Raw genomic sequence first — 21,140 nt, 5'->3', positions numbered from 1 at the left:
AAAGAAACGATATGAGGTGTTCAAAAAATGAAAATACAAATTGTATTGTTTGATGGCTTCGGAGAACTTGTCTCTTTCGCACCGTTTGAGGTACTCAAAAGAGCGATAGAAGAAGGGGCACCATTTACGGTTGAATTCGTTTCGAGTGAACAAAAACAAGAAGCTATTACTTCGTTTGGAGTTACGGTTAAATTACATGATTTTTTACGAATGGATAATCGTCCAGATTTGTTAATTGTACCTGGTGGTGGCTGGAATCATAAAGCTGAACATGGGGCACGAAAGCAAGCAGAGCTTGGTACTTTGACCGAAATGATTAGAGAGATGCACAATGAAGGAACGATTGTTGCTGGAGTTTGTACAGGAGGTATGCTACTAGCTGCATCCGGTATATTGAATGATAAAAAGGCAACAATGCATCATTTGGCGCAAACTGAAATTAGTGAATATGGAGCAGAACTTCTTCATTACAGAATTGTAGATCAAGGCGATATTATTACTGCAAGAGGAGTTACTTCAGGAATTGATTTAGCTCTTTGGATTACGGAAAGGTTCGCAAGTTCTAAAATTGCAGCTGCTGTTGAATATAGAATGGAATATGAGAGGCGAGGTGTTGTTTGGAAGTAATTTAACCGTAATCATAGTTTTTGCTGTAGAGCGTATTAAATATTCTAAAAGAGAAGGAGCCACCTCATATGAGTGGGCTCTTTCGTTTATTATAGTGCTAATTTTTCACAGTAATATCCTTTTTAGAAAATCATAGAATGGATAATGTATTTTGTTTCATAGTGATAATGATTTTTATTGTATATTCATAAATTCGTAAAAATTAGTTTACAAATTTGCATCTAGCTTATATAATTTGACTCATATAAAAAAGTTTCCCTAAGGAAACTTAGGCGCGGATTTACATTCGCATTATATTTTTTTGTTTAAAAGTTGCCTTTGTGCAAAATAATTACATTGACGAAAAAAAGAAGGGGGAGTACATAAAAAATGACTGAGGCTATAATTGTCAAAGATTTATTTGTATCCTATCAAGGGAATCAAGTGGTTCAAAATGTTTCTTTTGAGATTAAAAAAGGAAATCTCGTTGGAATTATTGGTCCAAACGGAGCGGGAAAATCTACTTTAATGAAAGCTGTATTGGATTTAATCCCAAATGATAAGGGATTTGTTCAAATTCTTGGAGAGGATATTCGAAGTGTTAGAAAGAGTGTTGCATATGTACCGCAAAGAAGTGATATAGATTGGGACTTCCCGATCACAGTTTTAGATGTCGTGCTAATTGGAACATATCCATCTTTAGGGATGATGAAAAGACCGAAGAAAGGGGAGCGGGATTGGGCATTTGAATGTCTAAAGAAAGTCGGAATGGAAGAGTTTAAACATCGCCAAATTGGTGAGCTTTCAGGTGGACAACAGCAACGTGTCTTTTTGGCGAGAGCTTTAGCGCAAAAGGCAGAAATATTCTTCTTAGATGAACCGTTTGTTGGAATAGATGTAACAAGTGAAGAGACAATCATTAAAATTCTTAGGGAATTACGTAAAGAAGGAAAAACAATTGTTGTTGTACATCATGATTTAAGTAAAGCAGAATCGTATTTTGATAAATTATTATTATTGAATAAAAGCTTAATTCATTGCGGAGAAGTACGACAAGTATTAGAACCAACTGTTATGTCAAAAGCATATGTGAATCAAGGAATATTGTTTAATAATGCAGCGGAGGTACATTCATCATGAAGATTGTAGAATTTATAGATGCATTAACGCAGTACAGTTTTCTGCAAAAGGCGTTATTAACTTCCGTTATGGTAGGAATTATCTGTGGTGTCATTGGATGTTTTATTATTTTACGAGGTATGGCATTAATGGGTGATGCCATTTCACATGCCGTTCTTCCTGGAGTAGCACTTTCTTATATGATTGGTATGAACTATTTCATAGGAGCTGTTTTAACAGGTGTTATTACTGCAGTTGGAATAGGATTTGTAAGTCAAAATAGCCGAATTAAACATGATATGGCAATAGGGATTATGTTTACATCTGTATTTGCTGTAGGGATTATTTTAATTACCTTTATGAAGAGTAGTTCAGATTTATATCATATTTTATTCGGGAACGTCCTATCAGTTCGTTCTTCAGATATGTGGATGACACTTATTATCGGAGTGGTCATTATTGGGCTTGTGATGCTGTTTTACAAAGAATTACTCGTATCCACTTTTGATCCAACGATGGCGCAAAGTTACGGGTTACCGAACAAATGGATTCATTATGGCTTAATGATCCTACTTACAATGGTTACAGTAGCATCACTTCAAACTGTAGGAATTATTCTAGTTGTCGCTATGCTTATTACACCAGCGGCTACAGCGTATTTATTAACAAATCGTTTATGGGTCATGATTTATTTAGCGGCAGGCATTGGTGCACTTTCATCTGTAGTAGGGCTATATTTTAGTTTCTCTTATAATCTTGCTTCAGGTGCGACAATTGTTCTTGTTGCAACATTCTTGTTCGCATTGGCATTCTTTTTCTCACCGTCACAAGGTTTATTTTGGAGAGCTATCAAAATTAAAAAAAATAGAGCAGAGTTGTCATAATTGATTGGAGGATAAAAATGAAATTTAAAAATGTTTTATTATCGGTAATTTGTATTTTCGTATTTGCATTAACAGCGTGTTCTAGTAACACAAATGGAAAAGAAGAGGGCAGTGAAAAATTAAAAGTTGTAACTACATACTCCATTATATATGATATGGTGAAGCAAATTGGCGGGGATAAAGTTGAGATTCATAGTCTTGTTCCAATTGGAGCTAACCCGCATGAATATGATCCACTACCAAAAGATGTTATGAAAATGACAGATGCAGATATGGTACTTTACAATGGATTAAATCTAGAAGAAGGTGGAGCGTGGTTTAAAAAGCTATTAAAAACGGCAAATAAATCAGAGAAAGATGCACCTGTGTATAAAGTAAGTGAAGGCGTAGAAGCTATTTATTTAGAGACAAAAGGATTAGAAAAAGAACCAGACCCACATGCATGGATGAATATTAAAAATGGCATTTTATATGCTGAAAATGTGAAAAAGGCATTAATTAAAGAAGACCCTAAAAATAAAGAATTCTATACTAAAAATACCGACAAGTATGTAGCAGAACTTCAAAAGTTACACGATGAGACAGTGAACAGAATTCATCAAATCCCTGAGGAAAAACGTTTCTTAATCTCTAGTGAAGGTGCTTTTAAATACTTTGGAAAAGCATATGATATTAAGACGGGATACATTTGGGAAATTAACTCAGAAAACCAAGGTACTCCAGATCAAATTAGAGATGTTGTAAGTGTAATTCAAACAAACAAAGTGCCAGCTTTATTTGTAGAAACAAGTGTAGATCGACGTAGTATGGAAACTGTTTCAAAAGAAACAAACGTGCCGATTGCAGGGACAATTTTTACAGACTCACTAGGTAAATCAGGTGAGGATGGAGATACTTACTTGAAAATGATGAAATGGAATATAGATACCATTATTACTGGATTACAAAAGTAAAATCTAATTAGCGTAATTATTGAAGTTTTGTAAAATACGATAAGAAAGAGATAGCTCCCAGGGGTTATCTCTTTCTTTTATGTATTCATTTTTTATATTTCATAATTTGGCTGAATATAACCTAATTTTATTCCTTTCGTGACAGCTTCTAAAGAGGATGAAAAATTATTCACTGTAAAAATCTTATTAGTCTGTGAAGTCGAGAAAGTTCAACATAATGGACATAAACGGTGCTTATAAATATAAAGTAGGACGTTATGAAAATGAATAAAGATTGCAGAGCCTACACAAAAGGCTTTTAGCTAAATCCTAAAGTATTTTTCTGGAGAATGAGAAAATACGTATAGGAGGAAGGACATGAAAGACAATACTCCTAAGAAAATTTTATTTATTCAATCAGGCATTCCTTTTTATTATCCAATGATAGAAGTAGCAATTTTGAATAGTTTACAAAAGGTAAACAGCAATACAATTATGGTGAGTCCAGAAAAAGCTATAAAAATTGCGTTAAAAGTTAAACCAGATTTTATTTTGGTACTAAGTGGTTTAAGCGGAGAATTTAATAGTGTCATGCCAGTCTTAAAGAATGCAGGCTTTACTACTGGACTTTGGCTGACAGAGGATCCTTATTATACGGAGGTAACACAAAATCTTGTTCCGTATTATGATTACATATTTACGCAAGATTTAAATTGTATCAAGTTTTATAAGGAGATAGGATGTAACAATGTGTTTCATCTCCCTTTAGCAGCAAATCAAGAGGTATTTAAACCTTCTCTTAAAGAAGATACATATAAGTATGATCTTAGTTTTATAGGCGCAGCATTTGAAAATAGAATTAACTTTGTTGATTCGATTGCAGAGTATTTAGCAGAAAAGAACACAAAAATTGTAGGGTTTGGTTGGGAGAAGTTAAAGAATTATGAAAGATTAAAGGATAAAATACAACTCTTGCCACTTGCAAAGTATGAAGATGCGTTACAATTTTACGTATCTACTAAAATCAATATAAATTTACATCGTTCACCAAGTGATAAGGAATTGAATTGTAATTCTGCAAATATCAAAGCATATTCAGTAAATAATAGGACGTTTGAAATTAATGCCGTAGGTTCTTTTCAATTAACGGATATACGTCCAGATGTATCAAAGCATTACATACCAGGTGTTGAAATAGAAACTTTTAATAGTGCATCGGAGTTTATACAAAAAGCGGAGTACTATTTGGAACATGTACAAGAAAGAAAACGTATAGCGAAAAATGGGCTGGATAGGACTTTGAAAAATCACACATATGATAAACGAATACTGCAATTATTAAACTATATTAATTTCATTGGCGTGAAGATGTAGTCTAACTATTAACTTAAATATATTAGCAGCGGTAAACATGAAGGTAAGCGTTTGGTGTTTTCAACGAGAGTTAACTCTCGCATTCTACAAAAATTATTTGCGAAAAAGGGATTCGGATAATTTTGTAGAATCTATTTATTCTGAAAAAACAATTTTGAATTGGAACTAATTTATATCTAATAATTAGAGGAGATTAAAAATGAATCACTTTTTTGTAGAATTTGGTGAATACCAAGCAAGTGTTTGTGAATGGGGAGATAAAAGTAAACCTCAAATCATTTGTTTTCATGGTTTAGGAAGTACAAAATTAAGTTTTATAGAAATAGCGGAACTTTTAAAAGATAAATATCATATTGTATCGTTTGATCTACCTGGACATGGGAAAACACCAAATTTTGAGAAGGATGAAGATTACGGTGCATTCCATTTAACAAATTGGGTGGTAGCATTACTTGAGCACATAGGAAAAGAAACATTTCATATATTAGCACATTCATGGGGCGCAAGCGTTGCACTTCACTATGCGGCAGAATGTCCAGAAAAAGTGAATAAAATGATTTTGCTAGATGGTGGTTATCATCATGGTGAAATGAATGCAGATTATTTTGCGAAGCTGTATAAAGATGAGAAAGAAGGAGAGTGTCCACCGCGATCATTAGAAGAAGAAATCACTCATTACGAAAAGGATTTTGATGAATATATTTTTGACAGTAAAGAAGCATTCATCCAATCAGAAGAAATGGTTTACAGCAGATGGTCACCATTAATAGAACGTGCGGTTTATGATTTAATGCGAGAAGAGGATAGTAAGGTGAAATGGCATGCTAATGGCGATACCGCTAGAGGTGTAATTAAGTTTCAATATACGGTGTATAAAACATTGAAATCTCATAAAATTAAAAGCGATATTTTATTATTGTATTGTGATCTTCCAGATAATTATTTAGAAATAAGAGAATTGCAGATTGCGGAATTTAAGAAGCATATTGATATTACGACTAAGCTTTACAAAGATACAGGGCATCTAATGCATTGGGATAGACCAGAAGAGATTGCTGAGGATGTTTTAAATTGGTTGGTATAAAGAAGGTCCGTTGTTCGAATTTGAGCAACGGACTTTCTTTTGAAAAACTGAATTTAAGAGTGATAGGGGAACAAGTAAGAGCATTACAGTTCTATGCCAATTCGTTTTTTTGATATAATGGATGTGAAGCAGGAAATAGATAGAACGATACTGCTAGTAATTTATACTTAAATGTAGGGAGATTGAACAGAGTTATGGGGAATGAAAAAGAAATTAGTCCCGCTAAATTAATATGGAAGATGACGCGCCCACATACATTGACGGCGACGTTTTCTCCTGTAATTTTAGGGACAGTAGCATCACTTTATGTTGCCAAAGTTGATTGGCTTTTATTTATTGCGATGATGAGCGCATGTTTAGCATTGCAAATAGCAACGAATTTATTTAATGAGTACTATGATTTCAAACGCGGATTAGATACCGCTGATTCTGTTGGCATTGGTGGTGGAATTGTCCGTCATGGATTGAAACCAAAAAATGTTTTAACAGTTGCGCTTTTATTGTATGTAGTAGCAGCACTTATTGGAATTTATATTTGTATGAATAGTAGCTGGTGGTTAGTCGTTATTGGGTTAATTGGGATGGCGGTTGGCTATTTATATACAGGTGGTCCATTACCAATTGCGTACACTCCGTTTGGAGAATTAGTTTCTGGATTGTTAATGGGAACATGTTTTGTACTCATTGCTTTCTTTATTCAAACGAATACTGTAACGATTGAAAGTATATTGATTTCCGTTCCAATTGGAATTTTAGTAGGTGCAATCAACATGTCGAATAACATCCGAGATATCGAAGAAGATATTAAAGGTGGAAGAAAGACATTAGTAATCCTCCTTGGGAGAGAAAAAGCAGTGGTAACACTAGCGGTAGCCTTTTTCATTGCTTATTTATGGATTGCTGTAATTGTATTGATGGGTTATATAAGCCCTTGGGCATTAGTTATGTTCTTAGGTTTGAAAAAGCCAATTTCTGCAATTCAAAGTTTCCAAAAAGGGGCAAAGGATCCAGGGTATATGCGCATCGCAATGAAATCAACAGCGATGACAAATACGATTTTCGGCTTCTTATTATCAATCGGACTATTAATCAGTTATTTATTTTAAATAAAAATCCTCAACAATCGGGCAATATTGTTAAGTGATTAATCCCCTATTTCTCAATTTAAATACAGAGAAATGGGGGTTTTTATTTTGTGATTTACAACGCTAAGCTCATTTTCCTGACGATTACCCCGTTTTTAACAACGTTAAGAAAGTTTTAGTGGCCTTAAAGAATCTAATGATATCACTTTCTCCGAATAAAAATGGTATTCTCCTAACAAATTACTATGTTCCCATATGTGTGCTTGTTTTGATCCCTAAAGATTTTAGGTGTAATACCTGTGTATTTTTTGAATGTTTTTGTGAAATGACTCTGGTCATAAAAACGAAGTAGGTTCAAAATGTCCGTTAAGGAAAGGTCTGTCGTTATCAGCAGCTTTTTTGTTTCATTGATTTTTTCTTTATTGATAAAGCCTAATACAGAAAATCCGGTGATTGCTTTAAACATCGAGGACAGGTAATTTGGGTTTAACCCAGTAATTTCAGAGAGCCGTTTCACCGATATAGGCTCGTAAATATGATTTTTAATATAACTTTCGCAGACCCTGACTGGCTTAGGGGATTTGTGTTCATTTATCTGATTTACCATTTTTGTAAACTCGATTGCAACGGTGTTGCGGTGATCTTGAAGCTACTTTATATCATCTATTTCTTCTATGCACTGGATTGCCATGTCGCTCATGGTGTACGCCTGTTCCGGGTCCAGCCCGCCTTCGATCGCTGCCCGTAAAACCTGCGCCATTGATGCCGAAATAGACTCGGTGAAAAATGGACTTACTGTGACAACAACAGTAAGTCCTTAATCTGTTTGTTATCGTGAGAGAAGCACCAACTTTGCTGCATGCATTAAATATTGTAAGTGTTTAAAAAATCAAAAAATGATAACTGATACTACGTCAAGAAAATAGACACAGTTTTTTCTACAGTGCTTTCACTTGGTGGCAGCACCTTTTATTAGAATTGTCTCCTTGGTTTAACAAATGTTTTTTTGTAAATAATATGTTCGTTAAACAATTAATTAAGGGGGACTTGTATGCCACAGGATCGAAAAGTAGAAGCTCAAAACGATGCATACGAAGGAAAAGAGATTGTACCAGATAATCCACAATATGTACCGCGTCACATGCAAATGGAGCTCCCTCACGAATTTTCTATAAATCCTCTGTTTGCCCGCGAAGGAGAATCAGCCGTTCCGCGCTTTCACATGCCTGATAAAGGCATGTTACCAGAAACAGCGTATCAAATCGTCCATGATGAAATTGCTCTTGATGGCAATGCCCGCTTGAATCTTGCAACATTCGTTAGCACATGGATGGAGCCTGCCGCAGAGCAATTATATGCCAAATCATTCGACAAGAACATGATTGACAAGGATGAATATCCACAGACAGCCGAAATTGAGGAGCGGTGTGTCCGCATTTTAGCCAATCTCTGGCATTCGCCCAACCCCATTACGACTATGGGTGTTTCAACAACTGGATCGTCGGAAGCATGTATGCTCGGGGGGCTTGCGTTAAAGAGACGCTGGCAAAACGCACGCAAAAGCGAAGGGAAACCGGTGGATCGTCCCAATATCGTGTTTAGTTCTGCTGTTCAAGTCGTTTGGGAAAAGTTCGCGAACTATTGGGAGGTTGAACCACGCTATGTGAAGGTTAGCCCAGAGCATCCCCAATTGGATCCTCAGGGGGTCCTCGCTGTCGTGGATGAAAATACGATTGGTGTAGTACCGATTCTCGGTGAGACTTATACCGGGCTTTACGAACCGGTTGCCGCCATTGCGAAAGCGCTGGACGATTTACAGGAGAGGACGGGCCTCGACATTCCCATGCATGTGGATGCGGCTTCGGGGGGATTTATAGCACCGTTTCTTCAACCAGATTTAGTCTGGGATTTTCAATTACCGAGGGTGAAGTCCATCAATGTATCCGGACATAAATATGGATTAGTCTATCCTGGGTTGGGTTGGATAATTTGGCGAGAAGCTGAAGATCTCCCTGAGGATCTAATCTTCCGCGTCTCCTATTTGGGCGGGAACATGCCGACTTTTGCTCTGAATTTCTCTCGTCCTGGCGCACAAGTGCTCCTGCAATATTACAATTACCTGCGTTTGGGGAAAAGTGGGTACTATGATGTCCAAAGGGCTTCTCAGAAAGTTGCTCTTTTTCTTAGTAAGGCGATTCAGAAGATGGGACCGTTCGAACTTTTGTCCGATGGTTCGGATATTCCGGTTTTCGCTTGGCGACTGAAAGATGGTTACACATTAAACTGGAATCTTTATGATTTATCTCGACAATTGCGTGTGTTCGGCTGGCAAGTACCCGCTTATCCATTGCCTCCAGATATGGAAGAGGTGACGATTATGCGCGTTGTGGTTCGAAATGGATTATCAATGGATCTCGCGCATTTATTTTTGATGAACCTCAAACAGGCCGTTGCCTTTCTGGATTCCCTGGACGGGCCTATGCCACATGATACAAAATGTGATAATGGGTTTCATCACTAAATGGGGACAGATCCCGTAGTCATTAAGTTGAGCTAACCACCGGTGAAATTAACTATCTTAGATGAATCCTTCCATTAAGAAATTTATTGGAGGGACTTTTTATGGAGATTAAGTCGACCAATAAGAATATGCTTTATACAGAAGAAAGTTTATATCAATTATCGGTTTGGGGAACAGATTAAGCACCCGATCTGATAAATAGACGGAGAGATTCCACCTATTGATTCAAAAAATATGAAAATGGGTAATAGAATCTTTAGCTTATGGGAAAAGTAACATTATAAAACAAACTAAAAGAGCCAGCTCATACGAGTAGGCTCTTTTAGTTATCTACTATTTCTAATTGTCCTCTTATTTTCTCCGGAATGTCCTTTTCAGAAATAACGTCGTAAGAATAGACATACTTACCTTTCACATGAATTTTCAAGTAAGTTTTTCTTATAAAATCATTAGGAGTGTTCGTTCCTATTGTATATTCTTTCTCATTCCTTAATTCATCAACACCCTTTAGTGAGTACATAGCTCTTCCTTTATGATGGTAATCTGGAACGCCATATCCCTTCGCAACGGCGTATACATTTTTTTCTTCAGCAATCGGATTAAATCTGTCTAAATCTCCGCGTAATATGAAAGGTAGTAAGTATATAGGGAGGCCTATTCCTATTATGCAAATTACAAATTTCTTCATGATTATTTCTCCTTTTGTTCATTTACATGTTTCAGTATAGAAAAAAATTCTTATGAATAAAGGGAGATTTTCTTAAGATTTTCTTAAAAAGAATTTTAAGGTTATTTTAACCAAAATTTTCATGGAAACCCCTTTAAAAAGAACAAGAGTTCGTATATAATAAGAACAAATGTTCTTTTATTAGGAGTGATTACCTTGTATGATTATTTTCTTTTACCTAATCGTATTATTCTATGTGTAGATCTTCGTAGCTTTTATGCGAGTGTATCATGTATTAAAAAAGGACTGGATCCACGTTATACAAAATTGGCCGTTGTAGGGGATGTGAATCAGAGCGGATCAATTGTGTTAGCAGCAACACCGCCATTAAAAGCGTTAGGGATCAGGAAGATGGCAAGATTGTACGAAATACCGAAGCGACCAGATATTATTATTGTGAATCCAATTATGCATACGTATATGAAGTGTTCAACTTTCATAACTGGTTTAGCCTTGCAGTATGTCGCGCCCGAAGATTTTCATCAATATAGTATCGATGAATTTTTCATGGATATGACTGCAAGTATTCATTTGTTTGCAAGTAATCCGCGTGAGTTCGCATTAAAGTTTAAGCGAGAAATATATGAACGTACGCGGATCGACAGTACAGTTGGCATTGGTCCGAACTTATTATTGAGTAAAGTAGCAATGGATATTGAAGCGAAAAAGAATAGGGATGGAATAGCGCAGTGGACGTATGACGATATACCCGAGAAGTTATGGGGTATTAGACCGCTCAGTAAATTTTGGGGTATATCGTATAAAACGGAAATGAAATTGAACCGAAAAGGTATACATACAATAGGGGAGTTAGCGCAGTATCCTTTGAAATATTTAAAACAATCGTTTGGTGTAATAGGAGAAGAGTTACATTTACATAGTAATGGGATTGATTTTAGCAGAATAGCAGAAAAATACGTTCCTGCAACAACATCGATAGCAAAAAGCCAAATATTATTACGTGATTATTCGGTAGAAGAGTTCATCGTTATTTTATTAGAACATATAGAAGAGGTTTGTTATAGGTTGAGACGAGAAAAGAAATGCGCGCAAACAATCCATTTTTCAGTTGGATATAGCAAGGAATACGGCGGAGGGATACGAAAGGCACATACATTAAATCGGGCAACAAACTTAACAATGGATATTTACAATGTTTGTACATACTTTTTATACGAGCGACATACAGGGGAGCCGATTCGATCAATAAGTATTTCGCTAACAAATTTAATAAATGAAGGGGAAGAGCAAATTTCGCTTTTCGATAACATTGTACAAAGAGAAAAAGAACTGCGATTAACGAAGGTTATGGACGAAATTCGAACACGATTTGGTAAGAACAGTATTTTACGTGGGGTTTCCTACACAAGCGTCGCAACAGCAAGATATAGAAACACATTATTAGGAGGGCACAAATCGTGAAAAATGCTAACATGCCAAAAGGAAGAGGAATGGTTAAGTGGCAACCGTTTGCCAGTATGCCAGAGCAGTTTGCAGTTATTAAAGAAATGATACAGGAGCAAACGAAAGCCCGGCGTCCAATCTTAACGCAAGATGCAAAAGAAATGATTGAAAATAAGCTATTAACTTCATTTTTAGGTGAAGAAGAGATTTTACTTACATATTATAAAGATGGTTATTTATATAAAAATTACATAACAGTAGTGGATATTAATCCAATAAATGAGACGGTTATTTGTACAGATGCTTTTTATAATGAACGGATTTTTAAGTTTGTTGATGTGATTGAAGTGAATTAGAGGGAGAAATAAAAGTGATGATCTCTTCCTAACTTAATTATATCACGTAAATAACATTCAAAATAGACTGTTTCTTCGCATTTACTACTGCTACAATCAAGAACACATGCATAGTAAGGAGAGATGTTAAATGAGTTCTTTCGTTCTCGATTTTCAGGAAATAGAAAAAACGCAGCTTTCGCTCGTTGGTGGAAAAGGATTGAATTTAGGAGAGTTATCTAACATTCAAGGTATACAAGTGCCAGAAGGTTTTTGTGTTACAACGGTAGGATATGAAAAGGCCATCGAACAAAATGAAGCGTTTCAAGCTTTGTTGAATCAATTAACAATGCTAAAAATTGAGGACCGAAATCAAATCGGTGAAATCAGTAAGAGGATTAGAGAAATCGTTATGGCAGTAGAAATTACTTCCGATGTTGAGAAAGCAGTTACTCATTATCTCTCATGTTTTGGAAATGAGCATGCTTATGCAGTGCGTTCTAGCGCTACTGCTGAAGATTTACCATATGCCTCGTTTGCTGGTCAACAAGATACGTATTTAAATATCATTGGAAAAGAAGCAATTTTGCAGCATGTAAGAAAGTGCTGGGCTTCTTTATTTACAGATCGAGCAGTCATATACCGAATGCAAAATGGTTTTGAACATAGCCAAGTTTCTATATGTGTTGTCGTTCAAAGAATGGTTTTCCCGCAGGCTTCAGGAATTTTATTTACTGCTGATCCAATTACTTCTAATCGAAAGGTGTTATCAATCGATGCAAGTTTTGGGCTTGGTGAGGCGTTAGTATCAGGCTTAGTATCTGCTGATAATTATAAAGTAAAAGAAGGCGAAATTGTGGGAAAGATGATAGCGACTAAAAAATTAGCTATCTATGGACGAAAAGAAGGCGGAACAGAAACAAAACAAATTGCTCCTAATCAGCAAAAGGTTCAAACACTTACGGAACAACAAATATTACAGCTAGCACAGATAGGAAGACAAATCGAAGCTTATTTTGCTTGTCCGCAAGATATTGAATGGTGTTTAGTTGATGATACATTTTATATAGTTCAAAGTCGTCCGATTACGACTTTATATCCAATTCCAGAAGCAAATGGTGGGGGAAATCATGTATATATATCGGTTGGTCACCAACAAATGATGACCGATGCGATGAAACCACTAGGGTTATCTTTTTTCCTGTTAACGACTAGTGCCCCTATGCGCAAAGCGGGAGGAAGGCTGTTTGTTGATGCTACACAAAAATTAGCTTCACCTGTTAGCAGAGATTACTTAATAAACACTTTAGGAAAATCAGATCCGCTCATACGAGATGCATTAACGACTGTAATCGAGCGAGAGAATTTTATCAAATTGTTACCGGATGATGAAAAAGAAAAAAGTGTTAGTAAAAGTGCGCCGCCTGCAAGTTCGCAACCAGAAATCGAAAACGATCCGGCAATCGTCACGGATTTAATAAAGAATAGTCAAGCATCGATCGAAGAGTTAAAACGAAACATACAAACGAAATCAGGATCAGATGTACTTGATTTTATTTTGGAAGATATTAAGCAATTAAGGAAAGTATTATTTAGCCCGCAAAGTATATCTGTCATTATGGCAGGTATGAATGCTTCCTCATGGGTTAATGAAAAGATGGAGAAATGGCTAGGGGAAAAGAATGCTGCAGACATACTTTCACAATCTGTACAACATAATGTTACGTCAGAAATGGGGCTAGCGTTATTGGATGTGGCAGATGTGATTCGGTCGTATCCAGAAGTTATTGCGTATTTACAACATGTAGAAGATGACAGCTTTTTAGATGAACTAATCCAGTTTAAAGGCGGGGAAAAAGTTCGGGATGCAATCCAAGCTTTTCTGAATAAATACGGAATGAGATGCAGCGGAGAAATCGACATCACGAAAACGCGCTGGAGTGAACAGCCAGCTACAATTATCCCGATGATTTTAAATCATATAAGAGACTTTGAAGCTGGTGCTAGTAAGAGGAAGTTTGAAGAAGGGCTGCGGGAAGCTTTGAAAAAAGAAGAAGAGTTATTAGAGCGATTGCAGCACTTGCCGGATGGTAAACAAAAAGTAGAAGAGACGAAGAGAATGATTCGTAACATCCGGAATTACACCGGTTATCGTGAATACCCAAAATACGGCATGATTCATCGTTATTTCATATATAAGCAGGCGTTATTGAAAGAAGCAGAGCAACTTGTGCAGAGCGGTGTCATTCATGAAGTTGATGATATATACTACCTAACTTTTGAAGAGCTTCACGAAGTCGTTCGCACAAATAAACTAGATTATGAGGTTATTCATAAACAAAAAAATGATTACAAATTATATGAAAAACTAACGCCTCCGCGTGTTATTACGTCTGATGGAGAAATCATTACTGGGAAGTACAAACGAGAAAATCTCCCGGCTGAAGCAATCGTAGGTCTACCTGTTTCTTCAGGGGTGATTGAGGGGAGAGCACGCGTTATTTTAAATATGGAAGATGCGAATTTAGAAGATGGAGATATATTAGTTACTGCCTTTACTGACCCTGGATGGACCCCATTGTTTGTGTCTATAAAAGGATTGGTCACCGAAGTTGGCGGACTGATGACACATGGAGCAGTTATCGCACGTGAGTATGGATTACCAGCAGTCGTAGGGGTAGAGAATGCTACAAAACTAATAAAAGACAGGCAACGAATTCGGGTACATGGAACAGAGGGGTATATTGAGATACTGTAGTTGCACTTTAAATGAAAGATCATCCGCTATAAGTAGTGGATGGTCTTTTTATTTTTTAAGCCAGTTGCTATCACCTGAAACATCGATGAATCAGAATGTATATCAATCTAAAACAAAGAATATTTTCAAAAATATTACAAATTAAGACAATATATTGCGAATTATTAGAATATTCTTTATTATATAAACGTTGGAACGTATTTAATATTGGGGAGGAATAGGGATGAAGAAAAAGCCTTTTAAGGTGCTGTCTACGCTTGCGGCGACAGCTGTGCTTAGTTGCACATTTGGGTTTGGTAGTCAATCTGTTTATGCAGCAACGCCGTCTAATGTAGGAACTTTAAGTCCAATTGATGAAAATTTAATTCAAGAGGAGCGTTTAGCAGATGCGCTCAAGAAACGCGGTGTAATTAGTGAATCTACGTCGAAAGAAGACACATTAAAAGCTGTTGGAAAATACGTAGAGAAGAAAAAAGGCGAAAATGCTGGAAAAGAACCAGCAGCGGGGGACAGTGTTACGAGAGAAGCTGCTGACTTTTTGAAAAAAGTTAAAGATGCAAAAGCAGATGAGAAAGAAAAAGTAAATCAACCTGCTATTGGTCCGGTAGCTGGACAAGAGCCGGTTAAAGGGGGATTAAACGGCAAAGTACCAACTACTTCAGCGAAGCAAAAACAATATAATGGTGATGTTCGTAAAGATAAAGTTCTTGTATTGCTAGTAGAGTTTGCTGATTTTAAGCATAACAATATTGATCAAGTACCAGGTTATATGTATTCAAATGATTTTAATCCAGAACATTATCAAAAAATGTTATTTGGTGATGAGCCGTTTACACTCTTTGATGGTTCAAAAACCCCAACATTTAAACAATATTATGAAGAGCAATCGGGTGGTAGTTATACAGTTGATGGGACAGTAACAAAGTGGTTGACAGTTTCTGGTAATGCAGCGGATTATGGTGCAGATGCAGGAGATGGCGGTCATGATAATAAAGGACCAAAAGGACCTCGTGATTTTGTAAAAGAGGCATTGAATGCAGCAGTAGAAAGTGGTATTGATTTATCGGAATTTGATCAATACGATCAATATGACAATAATGGTGATGGCAATAAAAATGAACCAGATGGTCTTATTGATCATTTAATGGTTATTCACGCTGGAGTTGGGCAAGATGGAGGCGGTGGTAGACTAGGTGATGACGCAATTTGGTCACATCGTTGGAACCTTGGAGCACCATATCCAATTGAAGGAACAAAAGCAAAGGTTGATAACTGGGGCGGTAAAATGGCAGCATACGACTACACAATTGAGCCGGAAGACGGAGCAGTTGGTGTATTCGCGCATGAATTTGGTCATGATTTAGGTCTTCCAGATGAGTATGATACGAAGTATTCAGGAGCAGGTGAGCCAATTAACTCTTGGTCTGTTATGAGCGGCGGCAGCTGGGCTGGTAAAATTGCGGGTACAACGCCACCGAGTTTCTCTCCGCAAAACAAAGAGTTCTTTCAAAAGAACATGGGTGGAAACTGGGCAAATATTGTAGAGGTTGACTATGAAAAATTAAACCGCGGTATCGGTTTGGCGACGTACTTAGATCAAAGTGTAACGAAATCAGCTCGTCCTGGTTTAATTCGCGTTAACTTACCAGATAAAGAGGTAAAGGGTATACAGCCTGCATTTGGTAAGAAATATTACTATAGTACAAAAGGTGATAATCTTCATACAACATTAGAAACACCAATGTTTGATTTAACAAATGCAACAAATGTGAAATTTGATTACAAAACATTGTATGAGATTGAAACAGATTATGACTTCCTAGAAGTACATGCAGTGACAGAAGATGATAAGAAAACGTTAGTGGATCGCATTGGCGAAAAGAATGTGAAAAATGGTCTAGATACAACGGATGGTAAATGGGTAGATAAGTCATATGACTTAAGTCAATTTAAAGGTCAAAAAATAAAACTAGTATTCGAATACATTACAGATGCTGGTTTTGCACCGAACGGTTTTACTCTTGATAACGCTACATTAACTGTAGATGGAAATGATGTCTTCTCTGATGATACAGAAGGCGAAGCGAAATTAAAATTAGATGGTTTCGTTGTATCGAACGGTTTTGATAAGAAGAAACATAACTACTATTTAGAGTGGAGAAACTACGCCGGTGCTGATCAAGCGTTAAAATATAGTAGTGGTGTACCGTATAATACAGGTCTTCTTGTATGGTATGCAGACTCTAGCTTTACAGATAATTGGGTTGGTATGCATCCAGGCGAAGGTTTCTTAGGAGTTGTTGACTCTCACCCAGAGGCAATTGTTGGAACGCTAAATGGCAAACCTACTGTTAAAAATAGTACAAGATTCCAAATCGCAGATGCTGCGTTCTCCTTTAACCAAGCGCCAGCGTGGAAAGTTGTATCTCCAACACGCGGAACATATGATTACAAAGGGTTACCAGGTGTAACGAAGTTTGATGATTCTAAATCGTATATGAACGATTTAATCCCAGATGCAGGACGTAAATTACCGAAGTTTGGATTGAAATTTGAAGTAGTTGGACAAGCAGATGATAATTCTGCAGGTGCAGTTCGTTTATATCGTTAATAATGGAGAAGCTGTTGAAGGGGATTCCTTTCAACAGCTTTTTTCGTAGGAACATGAATTTTAAGTTATTAATAAAATAGTAACTACTTAGCCTAGAAATTTGGTAAAGGGTATTATTCCAATGAAAATGTGCTTACACTTATATGAAAATTAGATAACAGTGGTTGATAGACGGTTATATGCAACTGATGCTCTTAGTAGTAAGCACACTTTTAAGTTTGTTGATGTAATTGAGATTGATTAAAACATGTTTCTATGCAACAGGCCTATTTCTTCAAGCCAGCTGCATAAAAAGGTCCATGAACTGCGATTGTTGATAAAATGTGAGCGATTTCCTCCGGTGTTTCTTTTTGCCCATTATTTAACCATTGCTGAATGACACCTATATGAGCAGATGCCATATAAGAAGCAAAGTATTGGCTCGGGACAAGTAAATTCTCTTTCTTTATGAGAGCATCATTCGTATCTTCAAACAGTGTTTTCCACATAAAGTCTTTCAGTTTTGTTTGGAAAGATAAATCTCCTTTTGGGCTAAGTACAGCTTTTATAAAATCACTATTTTCATTTAGAAATTCAAGAATAGAAGTGAGAAGTGCAAATGGAGTCGTTGGGGAAGGGTTTGATCCAAGATCCGCAATCACTTCAGGAAATTTCTTTTTTGCAATGCTAGACATCTCGTACATAATTTCTTCTTGGCATCTCGTCATTAAATCAAATTTATCTAGGTAATGTGTATAAAACGTACCACGGTTTATGTTTGCTTTCGTTGTAATATCTTTTACTGTAATAGCGTCAAAGCCTTTTTCTTCAATTAATTCCACAAATGCATTTCGTATGGCCGTTTTCGTACGAATCACTCGTAAATCTAAATTACTATCTCGCAAAGTATGTCCCTCCTAAATTTTCTTCAACATATTTATCAAATGTGTCTTATAACCGACACATTCGCGATTTCTGATTATTGTATAAGGTTCAACGCAAACATATAATTCAAAATATAAATAAACAACACGTTGTTCACTTATTGTAACTGAAATTAAAGGAGGGGAAAAGAACATGTTTAAAAATAAACTTTTATTATTATCACCAGTCATTGCACTACTTATTGTTTTTATTTTTTCATTAACATTATTTCCAAGCGTTCAACCTCAGCCGAAAAATTTACCAATTGCAATTGTAAATGAGGATCAAGGAGTAGAAATTCCGAATCAACCTAAAATGAATATGGGGCAAAAAATCGTTGATACGATGAAAAAATCATCGAAATCAGATAAAGAACCTGCGGTGAAGTGGGTAGAAGTAAAAAATAAGGAATCAGTTCAAAAGGGGTTAAACAATCAAGAATATTACGCGGCATTAGTCATTCCGAAAGAATTTAGCGCAAAACAAGCATCGTTACGAACACCACAACCATCTTCACCAGAGGTAGAAATATTCATAAATCAAGGAATGAATACAGCGGCATCAACTATGGCAGGGCAAATATTAAATGGTGTGGTTGATAATATGAACAATACTGTTCGTACGCAGCTACTAGATGCGTTTAAAGCAAAAGGTGCTACTTTAACAACAGATCAAGCTTCAAATTTAGTAACACCTATTGCGAAGAAAGTGACAAATGTAAATGAAATTGGCAAAAATAGTGCGAACGGTAACTCACCAATATCATTATTCCAACCGTTATGGATTGCCAGTTTAGCGAGTGCAGCAATCATCTTTATTGCGATTAGTAAAATGCCAGTCGGCTCACGAAAAGAAAACTTTGTATTAAAAGTAAAACAAATAGTAACAGGAGCTGTTGCGGCGCTTGTAATTGGATTTGGTCTTACATGGATTGCAGATGGAATGGTAGGATTAAATATTTCGAATGTAACGGATACGGCGTTGTTCTTATCTATTACAGCGTTTAGTTTCTTCTTAATGATTACAGCGGTGCTCTCATTAGTTGGACTAAATGGGATCGGATTATTCGCTTTATTGCTGTTCTTCGGAGCACCATTATTATCACTAGCGCCTGAGATGTTGCCCTCGTTTTATCAAGACTGGGTTTACTCATGGTTACCAATGAAATTTATGATCGAAGGACTTAGAGAAATCTTCTTCTTCGGAAAAGGTTTAAGTTGGAATACACCAGTTACTGTCCTCGTTTGGATTGGTGTAGTAAGTATGGTTACTATACTAGCAACTGCTTTCAAACGTAATGCAGTAAAAGGGCATAAAACAGAATTGAATGTTTAAAAAAAGCCGTTTCACTATTTAGTGAAACGGCTTTTTGTGGTGAAATCTATAAACTGAAGAATTCGTATTTGCTGTTGTAGCCTTGGAATAAATTTTGATAATTTTTGTGATTTTTTCTCAATTTAAACGCCTGATTGTTAAACAGTGTTTTGTTTGGAATTAAGGCGGGATCTCTAAAGATCACGTACGTTCCAAACAATCTCACCACGTTCGTCCTCCCATGTACTGTGATGCCGCTTAAATCCTATCTTTTCTAGCACCCGGAGGGAAGCAACATTCCAAGCGCCTACAGTCGACCAAAGTCTATGGCGCCCAGTAGCAATCGCAGCGTCCAGCACAACGGATGCTGCCTCAGTCGCATAGCCTTTACCATGAGTACTGCGGAGCAACTCGTATGCAATCTCCGGCTCTTCAAGTGTGGAACGCCCGATAATCAGGCCACAGTATCCGATGACATCGCCTTCGTCTCTCCTTCGAATAGTGAGAAGGGAAATACCATTTTCGTCTGCCTTCTTGCGCATCTCAATAAGCCGGCTACGAACGGAGTCGAGGGTCGGCATGTCCACACCACGTTCGCCAATTAATTTTCTCATCCAAACTGAATCGGATTCCTCCCACATACTCAGATCAAGTCGTTCGGTTTTTAGCTGGAACTCCATAGTTTTAAATAAAGATGGCATAGTGGAACCTCCTAGTTATGTCACTGAACTCATAATAGCTTCGCACCGCATCATGTTGAACCTTTCGTTGATTCGCGAATGTATTTTCCAACTCCCGCGAGAGTTTATAGCAACAGTATACAAAAAATTAGTGTTATTGTATGCATAAGCAATTACCCTACAAAATAGACCTTGTTATCAAACTTTACTTTCAATCTAAAGCCGTCCCGTTATATACACATGCTCCTACTATTTCAAAATGCATAAAATGTTATGCGAAAGTATGGAGGGGATACGATGTATAATTCGAATTATTATGATTGGTATAGGCAAAATGATAAGCTAATTAGCGATATTGAAAAAGCAATTGATGGAGAGTTTACGGCTATAAATTGCTATGCAAAATTAGCTAATATGGCTCCAAATCAAGTAGAAAAAAAACAAATTCTTGAAATCCGTAATGATGAAATAAGGCATTTTCAAAATTTTGTACAAATCTATACGAATTTAACTGGCAGGCAGCCGAAACCAAAGCTTAATGAAGGATGTCCTAATACTTACTTACAAGGATTAGAATTCGCTATACAAGATGAGCAAAAGACTGTAGATTTTTATTTAGAAATTTCAGATGAAACATCAGATGCATCTATGAAAGATTTGTTGCGGAGAATAGCTGCAGATGAACAAAATCATGCGGTATGGTTTTTATATTATTTTGTGAAAACGAAGTGAGCATTAAGAATGAATGGCTGATGTGGTGAATATATTAGGAATTATTTTAAAACGCAGTGCAACAATTGAAT

Annotated in this window: 18 protein-coding genes; 14 read left to right on the top strand and 4 right to left on the bottom strand. The window is 36.6% G+C overall.

Annotated elements, in window-relative coordinates:
• Positions 1-27: 27 nt before the first annotated feature.
• From LUS72_RS15490 to menA, 7 genes are all read left to right on the top strand, one after another.
• Positions 28-627, top strand: coding sequence for a DJ-1/PfpI family protein (locus tag LUS72_RS15490; RefSeq protein WP_097830268.1), 600 nt, complete (start codon positions 28-30; stop codon positions 625-627).
• A 369-nt stretch (positions 628-996) separates the two neighbouring features.
• Positions 997-1,746, top strand: coding sequence for a metal ABC transporter ATP-binding protein (locus LUS72_RS15485; RefSeq protein ID WP_097830267.1), 750 nt, complete (start codon positions 997-999; stop codon positions 1,744-1,746).
• Positions 1,743-2,609, top strand: a complete 867-nt coding sequence (locus tag LUS72_RS15480; protein WP_097830266.1) for a metal ABC transporter permease — start codon at positions 1,743-1,745, stop codon at positions 2,607-2,609. Before LUS72_RS15485 ends, LUS72_RS15480 begins: the two co-directional genes overlap by 4 nt.
• Positions 2,610-2,626: 17 nt before the next feature.
• Positions 2,627-3,562, top strand: coding sequence for a manganese ABC transporter substrate-binding protein/adhesin MntA (mntA, locus tag LUS72_RS15475; RefSeq protein WP_097830265.1), 936 nt, complete (start codon positions 2,627-2,629; stop codon positions 3,560-3,562).
• A gap of 357 nt (positions 3,563-3,919) precedes the next feature.
• Positions 3,920-4,915 carry a CgeB family protein gene (locus LUS72_RS15465; protein WP_097830264.1) on the top strand — a complete coding sequence of 332 codons (996 nt, stop codon included), beginning with the start codon at positions 3,920-3,922 and terminating at the stop codon, positions 4,913-4,915.
• Between the two features lie 199 nt (positions 4,916-5,114).
• A complete protein-coding gene (locus LUS72_RS15460) occupies positions 5,115-5,999 on the top strand; it encodes an alpha/beta fold hydrolase (protein ID WP_097830263.1) in 885 nt (294 codons plus the stop codon).
• Between the two features lie 194 nt (positions 6,000-6,193).
• On the top strand, positions 6,194-7,105 hold the full coding sequence (gene menA, locus LUS72_RS15455; RefSeq protein WP_097830262.1) for a 1,4-dihydroxy-2-naphthoate polyprenyltransferase: 912 nt from the start codon (positions 6,194-6,196) through the stop codon (positions 7,103-7,105).
• 211 nt (positions 7,106-7,316) lie between these two features.
• Here menA and LUS72_RS27320 read toward each other — a convergent pair whose 3' ends face one another.
• A complete protein-coding gene (locus LUS72_RS27320; protein ID WP_097830261.1) occupies positions 7,317-7,691 on the bottom strand; it encodes a helix-turn-helix transcriptional regulator in 375 nt (124 codons plus the stop codon).
• Between the two features lie 444 nt (positions 7,692-8,135).
• Here LUS72_RS27320 and LUS72_RS15450 point away from each other — a divergent pair, with 444 nt between their 5' ends.
• On the top strand, positions 8,136-9,605 hold the full coding sequence (locus tag LUS72_RS15450; protein ID WP_097830260.1) for a glutamate decarboxylase: 1,470 nt from the start codon (positions 8,136-8,138) through the stop codon (positions 9,603-9,605).
• 322 nt (positions 9,606-9,927) lie between these two features.
• On the opposite strand, the gene LUS72_RS15445 is transcribed toward LUS72_RS15450, so the two are convergent.
• A complete protein-coding gene (locus LUS72_RS15445) occupies positions 9,928-10,293 on the bottom strand; it encodes a YxeA family protein (protein ID WP_097830259.1) in 366 nt (121 codons plus the stop codon).
• Between the two features lie 195 nt (positions 10,294-10,488).
• Between LUS72_RS15445 and LUS72_RS15440 the strand changes: the two genes are divergently transcribed.
• The 4 genes from LUS72_RS15440 (at position 10,489) to LUS72_RS15425 (ending at position 17,440) form a co-directional block, all read left to right on the top strand.
• Complete coding sequence (locus LUS72_RS15440; protein WP_097830258.1) at positions 10,489-11,754, top strand: Y-family DNA polymerase; 1,266 nt, start codon at positions 10,489-10,491, stop codon at positions 11,752-11,754.
• A complete protein-coding gene (locus tag LUS72_RS15435) occupies positions 11,751-12,092 on the top strand; it encodes a YolD-like family protein (protein WP_097830257.1) in 342 nt (113 codons plus the stop codon). Before LUS72_RS15440 ends, LUS72_RS15435 begins: the two co-directional genes overlap by 4 nt.
• Before the next feature lie 130 nt (positions 12,093-12,222).
• Positions 12,223-14,829, top strand: a complete 2,607-nt coding sequence (gene ppsA / locus LUS72_RS15430; protein ID WP_097830256.1) for a phosphoenolpyruvate synthase — start codon at positions 12,223-12,225, stop codon at positions 14,827-14,829.
• Between the two features lie 223 nt (positions 14,830-15,052).
• Positions 15,053-17,440 carry an immune inhibitor A domain-containing protein gene (locus LUS72_RS15425; RefSeq protein ID WP_097830255.1) on the top strand — a complete coding sequence of 796 codons (2,388 nt, stop codon included), beginning with the start codon at positions 15,053-15,055 and terminating at the stop codon, positions 17,438-17,440.
• A gap of 266 nt (positions 17,441-17,706) precedes the next feature.
• On the opposite strand, the gene LUS72_RS15420 is transcribed toward LUS72_RS15425, so the two are convergent.
• Positions 17,707-18,324, bottom strand: coding sequence for a TetR/AcrR family transcriptional regulator (locus LUS72_RS15420; protein ID WP_097830254.1), 618 nt, complete (start codon positions 18,322-18,324; stop codon positions 17,707-17,709).
• Positions 18,325-18,496: 172 nt separating this feature from the next.
• On the opposite strand from LUS72_RS15420, the gene LUS72_RS15415 reads away from it, so the two are divergent.
• Entirely contained in the window at positions 18,497-19,678 is a 1,182-nt protein-coding gene (locus LUS72_RS15415) for a YhgE/Pip domain-containing protein (protein ID WP_097830253.1), read from the top strand.
• A 173-nt stretch (positions 19,679-19,851) separates the two neighbouring features.
• Here the strand turns inward: LUS72_RS15415 and LUS72_RS15410 are convergent, their stop codons facing one another.
• Complete coding sequence (locus LUS72_RS15410; protein ID WP_097830252.1) at positions 19,852-20,358, bottom strand: GNAT family N-acetyltransferase; 507 nt, start codon at positions 20,356-20,358, stop codon at positions 19,852-19,854.
• 276 nt (positions 20,359-20,634) lie between these two features.
• On the opposite strand from LUS72_RS15410, the gene LUS72_RS15405 reads away from it, so the two are divergent.
• On the top strand, positions 20,635-21,069 hold the full coding sequence (locus tag LUS72_RS15405; protein ID WP_097830251.1) for a ferritin-like domain-containing protein: 435 nt from the start codon (positions 20,635-20,637) through the stop codon (positions 21,067-21,069).
• Positions 21,070-21,140 lie beyond the last annotated feature (71 nt).

This window comes from Bacillus cereus (genome assembly GCF_025917685.1).
GTDB classification, from domain to species: domain Bacteria; phylum Bacillota; class Bacilli; order Bacillales; family Bacillaceae_G; genus Bacillus_A; species Bacillus_A cereus_AT.
Note: the sequence above shows the minus strand (reverse complement) of the source record. Positions and strands in the feature narration are given on the sequence as shown.

What these genes read in the sequence shown, in the direction of transcription:
- LUS72_RS15490 (WP_097830268.1), top strand. Translation starts at nt 28, where the DNA reads ATGAAAATACAAATTGTATTGTTTGATGGCTTCGGAGAACTTGTCTCT.
- LUS72_RS15485 (WP_097830267.1), top strand. Translation starts at nt 997, where the DNA reads ATGACTGAGGCTATAATTGTCAAAGATTTATTTGTATCCTATCAAGGG.
- LUS72_RS15480 (WP_097830266.1), top strand. Translation starts at nt 1,743, where the DNA reads ATGAAGATTGTAGAATTTATAGATGCATTAACGCAGTACAGTTTTCTG.
- mntA (WP_097830265.1), top strand. Translation starts at nt 2,627, where the DNA reads ATGAAATTTAAAAATGTTTTATTATCGGTAATTTGTATTTTCGTATTT.
- LUS72_RS15465 (WP_097830264.1), top strand. Translation starts at nt 3,920, where the DNA reads ATGAAAGACAATACTCCTAAGAAAATTTTATTTATTCAATCAGGCATT.
- LUS72_RS15460 (WP_097830263.1), top strand. Translation starts at nt 5,115, where the DNA reads ATGAATCACTTTTTTGTAGAATTTGGTGAATACCAAGCAAGTGTTTGT.
- menA (WP_097830262.1), top strand. Translation starts at nt 6,194, where the DNA reads ATGGGGAATGAAAAAGAAATTAGTCCCGCTAAATTAATATGGAAGATG.
- LUS72_RS27320 (WP_097830261.1), bottom strand. Translation starts at nt 7,691, where the DNA reads ATGGTAAATCAGATAAATGAACACAAATCCCCTAAGCCAGTCAGGGTC.
- LUS72_RS15450 (WP_097830260.1), top strand. Translation starts at nt 8,136, where the DNA reads ATGCCACAGGATCGAAAAGTAGAAGCTCAAAACGATGCATACGAAGGA.
- LUS72_RS15445 (WP_097830259.1), bottom strand. Translation starts at nt 10,293, where the DNA reads ATGAAGAAATTTGTAATTTGCATAATAGGAATAGGCCTCCCTATATAC.
- ppsA (WP_097830256.1), top strand. Translation starts at nt 12,223, where the DNA reads ATGAGTTCTTTCGTTCTCGATTTTCAGGAAATAGAAAAAACGCAGCTT.
- LUS72_RS15425 (WP_097830255.1), top strand. Translation starts at nt 15,053, where the DNA reads ATGAAGAAAAAGCCTTTTAAGGTGCTGTCTACGCTTGCGGCGACAGCT.
- LUS72_RS15415 (WP_097830253.1), top strand. Translation starts at nt 18,497, where the DNA reads ATGTTTAAAAATAAACTTTTATTATTATCACCAGTCATTGCACTACTT.
- LUS72_RS15410 (WP_097830252.1), bottom strand. Translation starts at nt 20,358, where the DNA reads ATGCCATCTTTATTTAAAACTATGGAGTTCCAGCTAAAAACCGAACGA.
- LUS72_RS15405 (WP_097830251.1), top strand. Translation starts at nt 20,635, where the DNA reads ATGTATAATTCGAATTATTATGATTGGTATAGGCAAAATGATAAGCTA.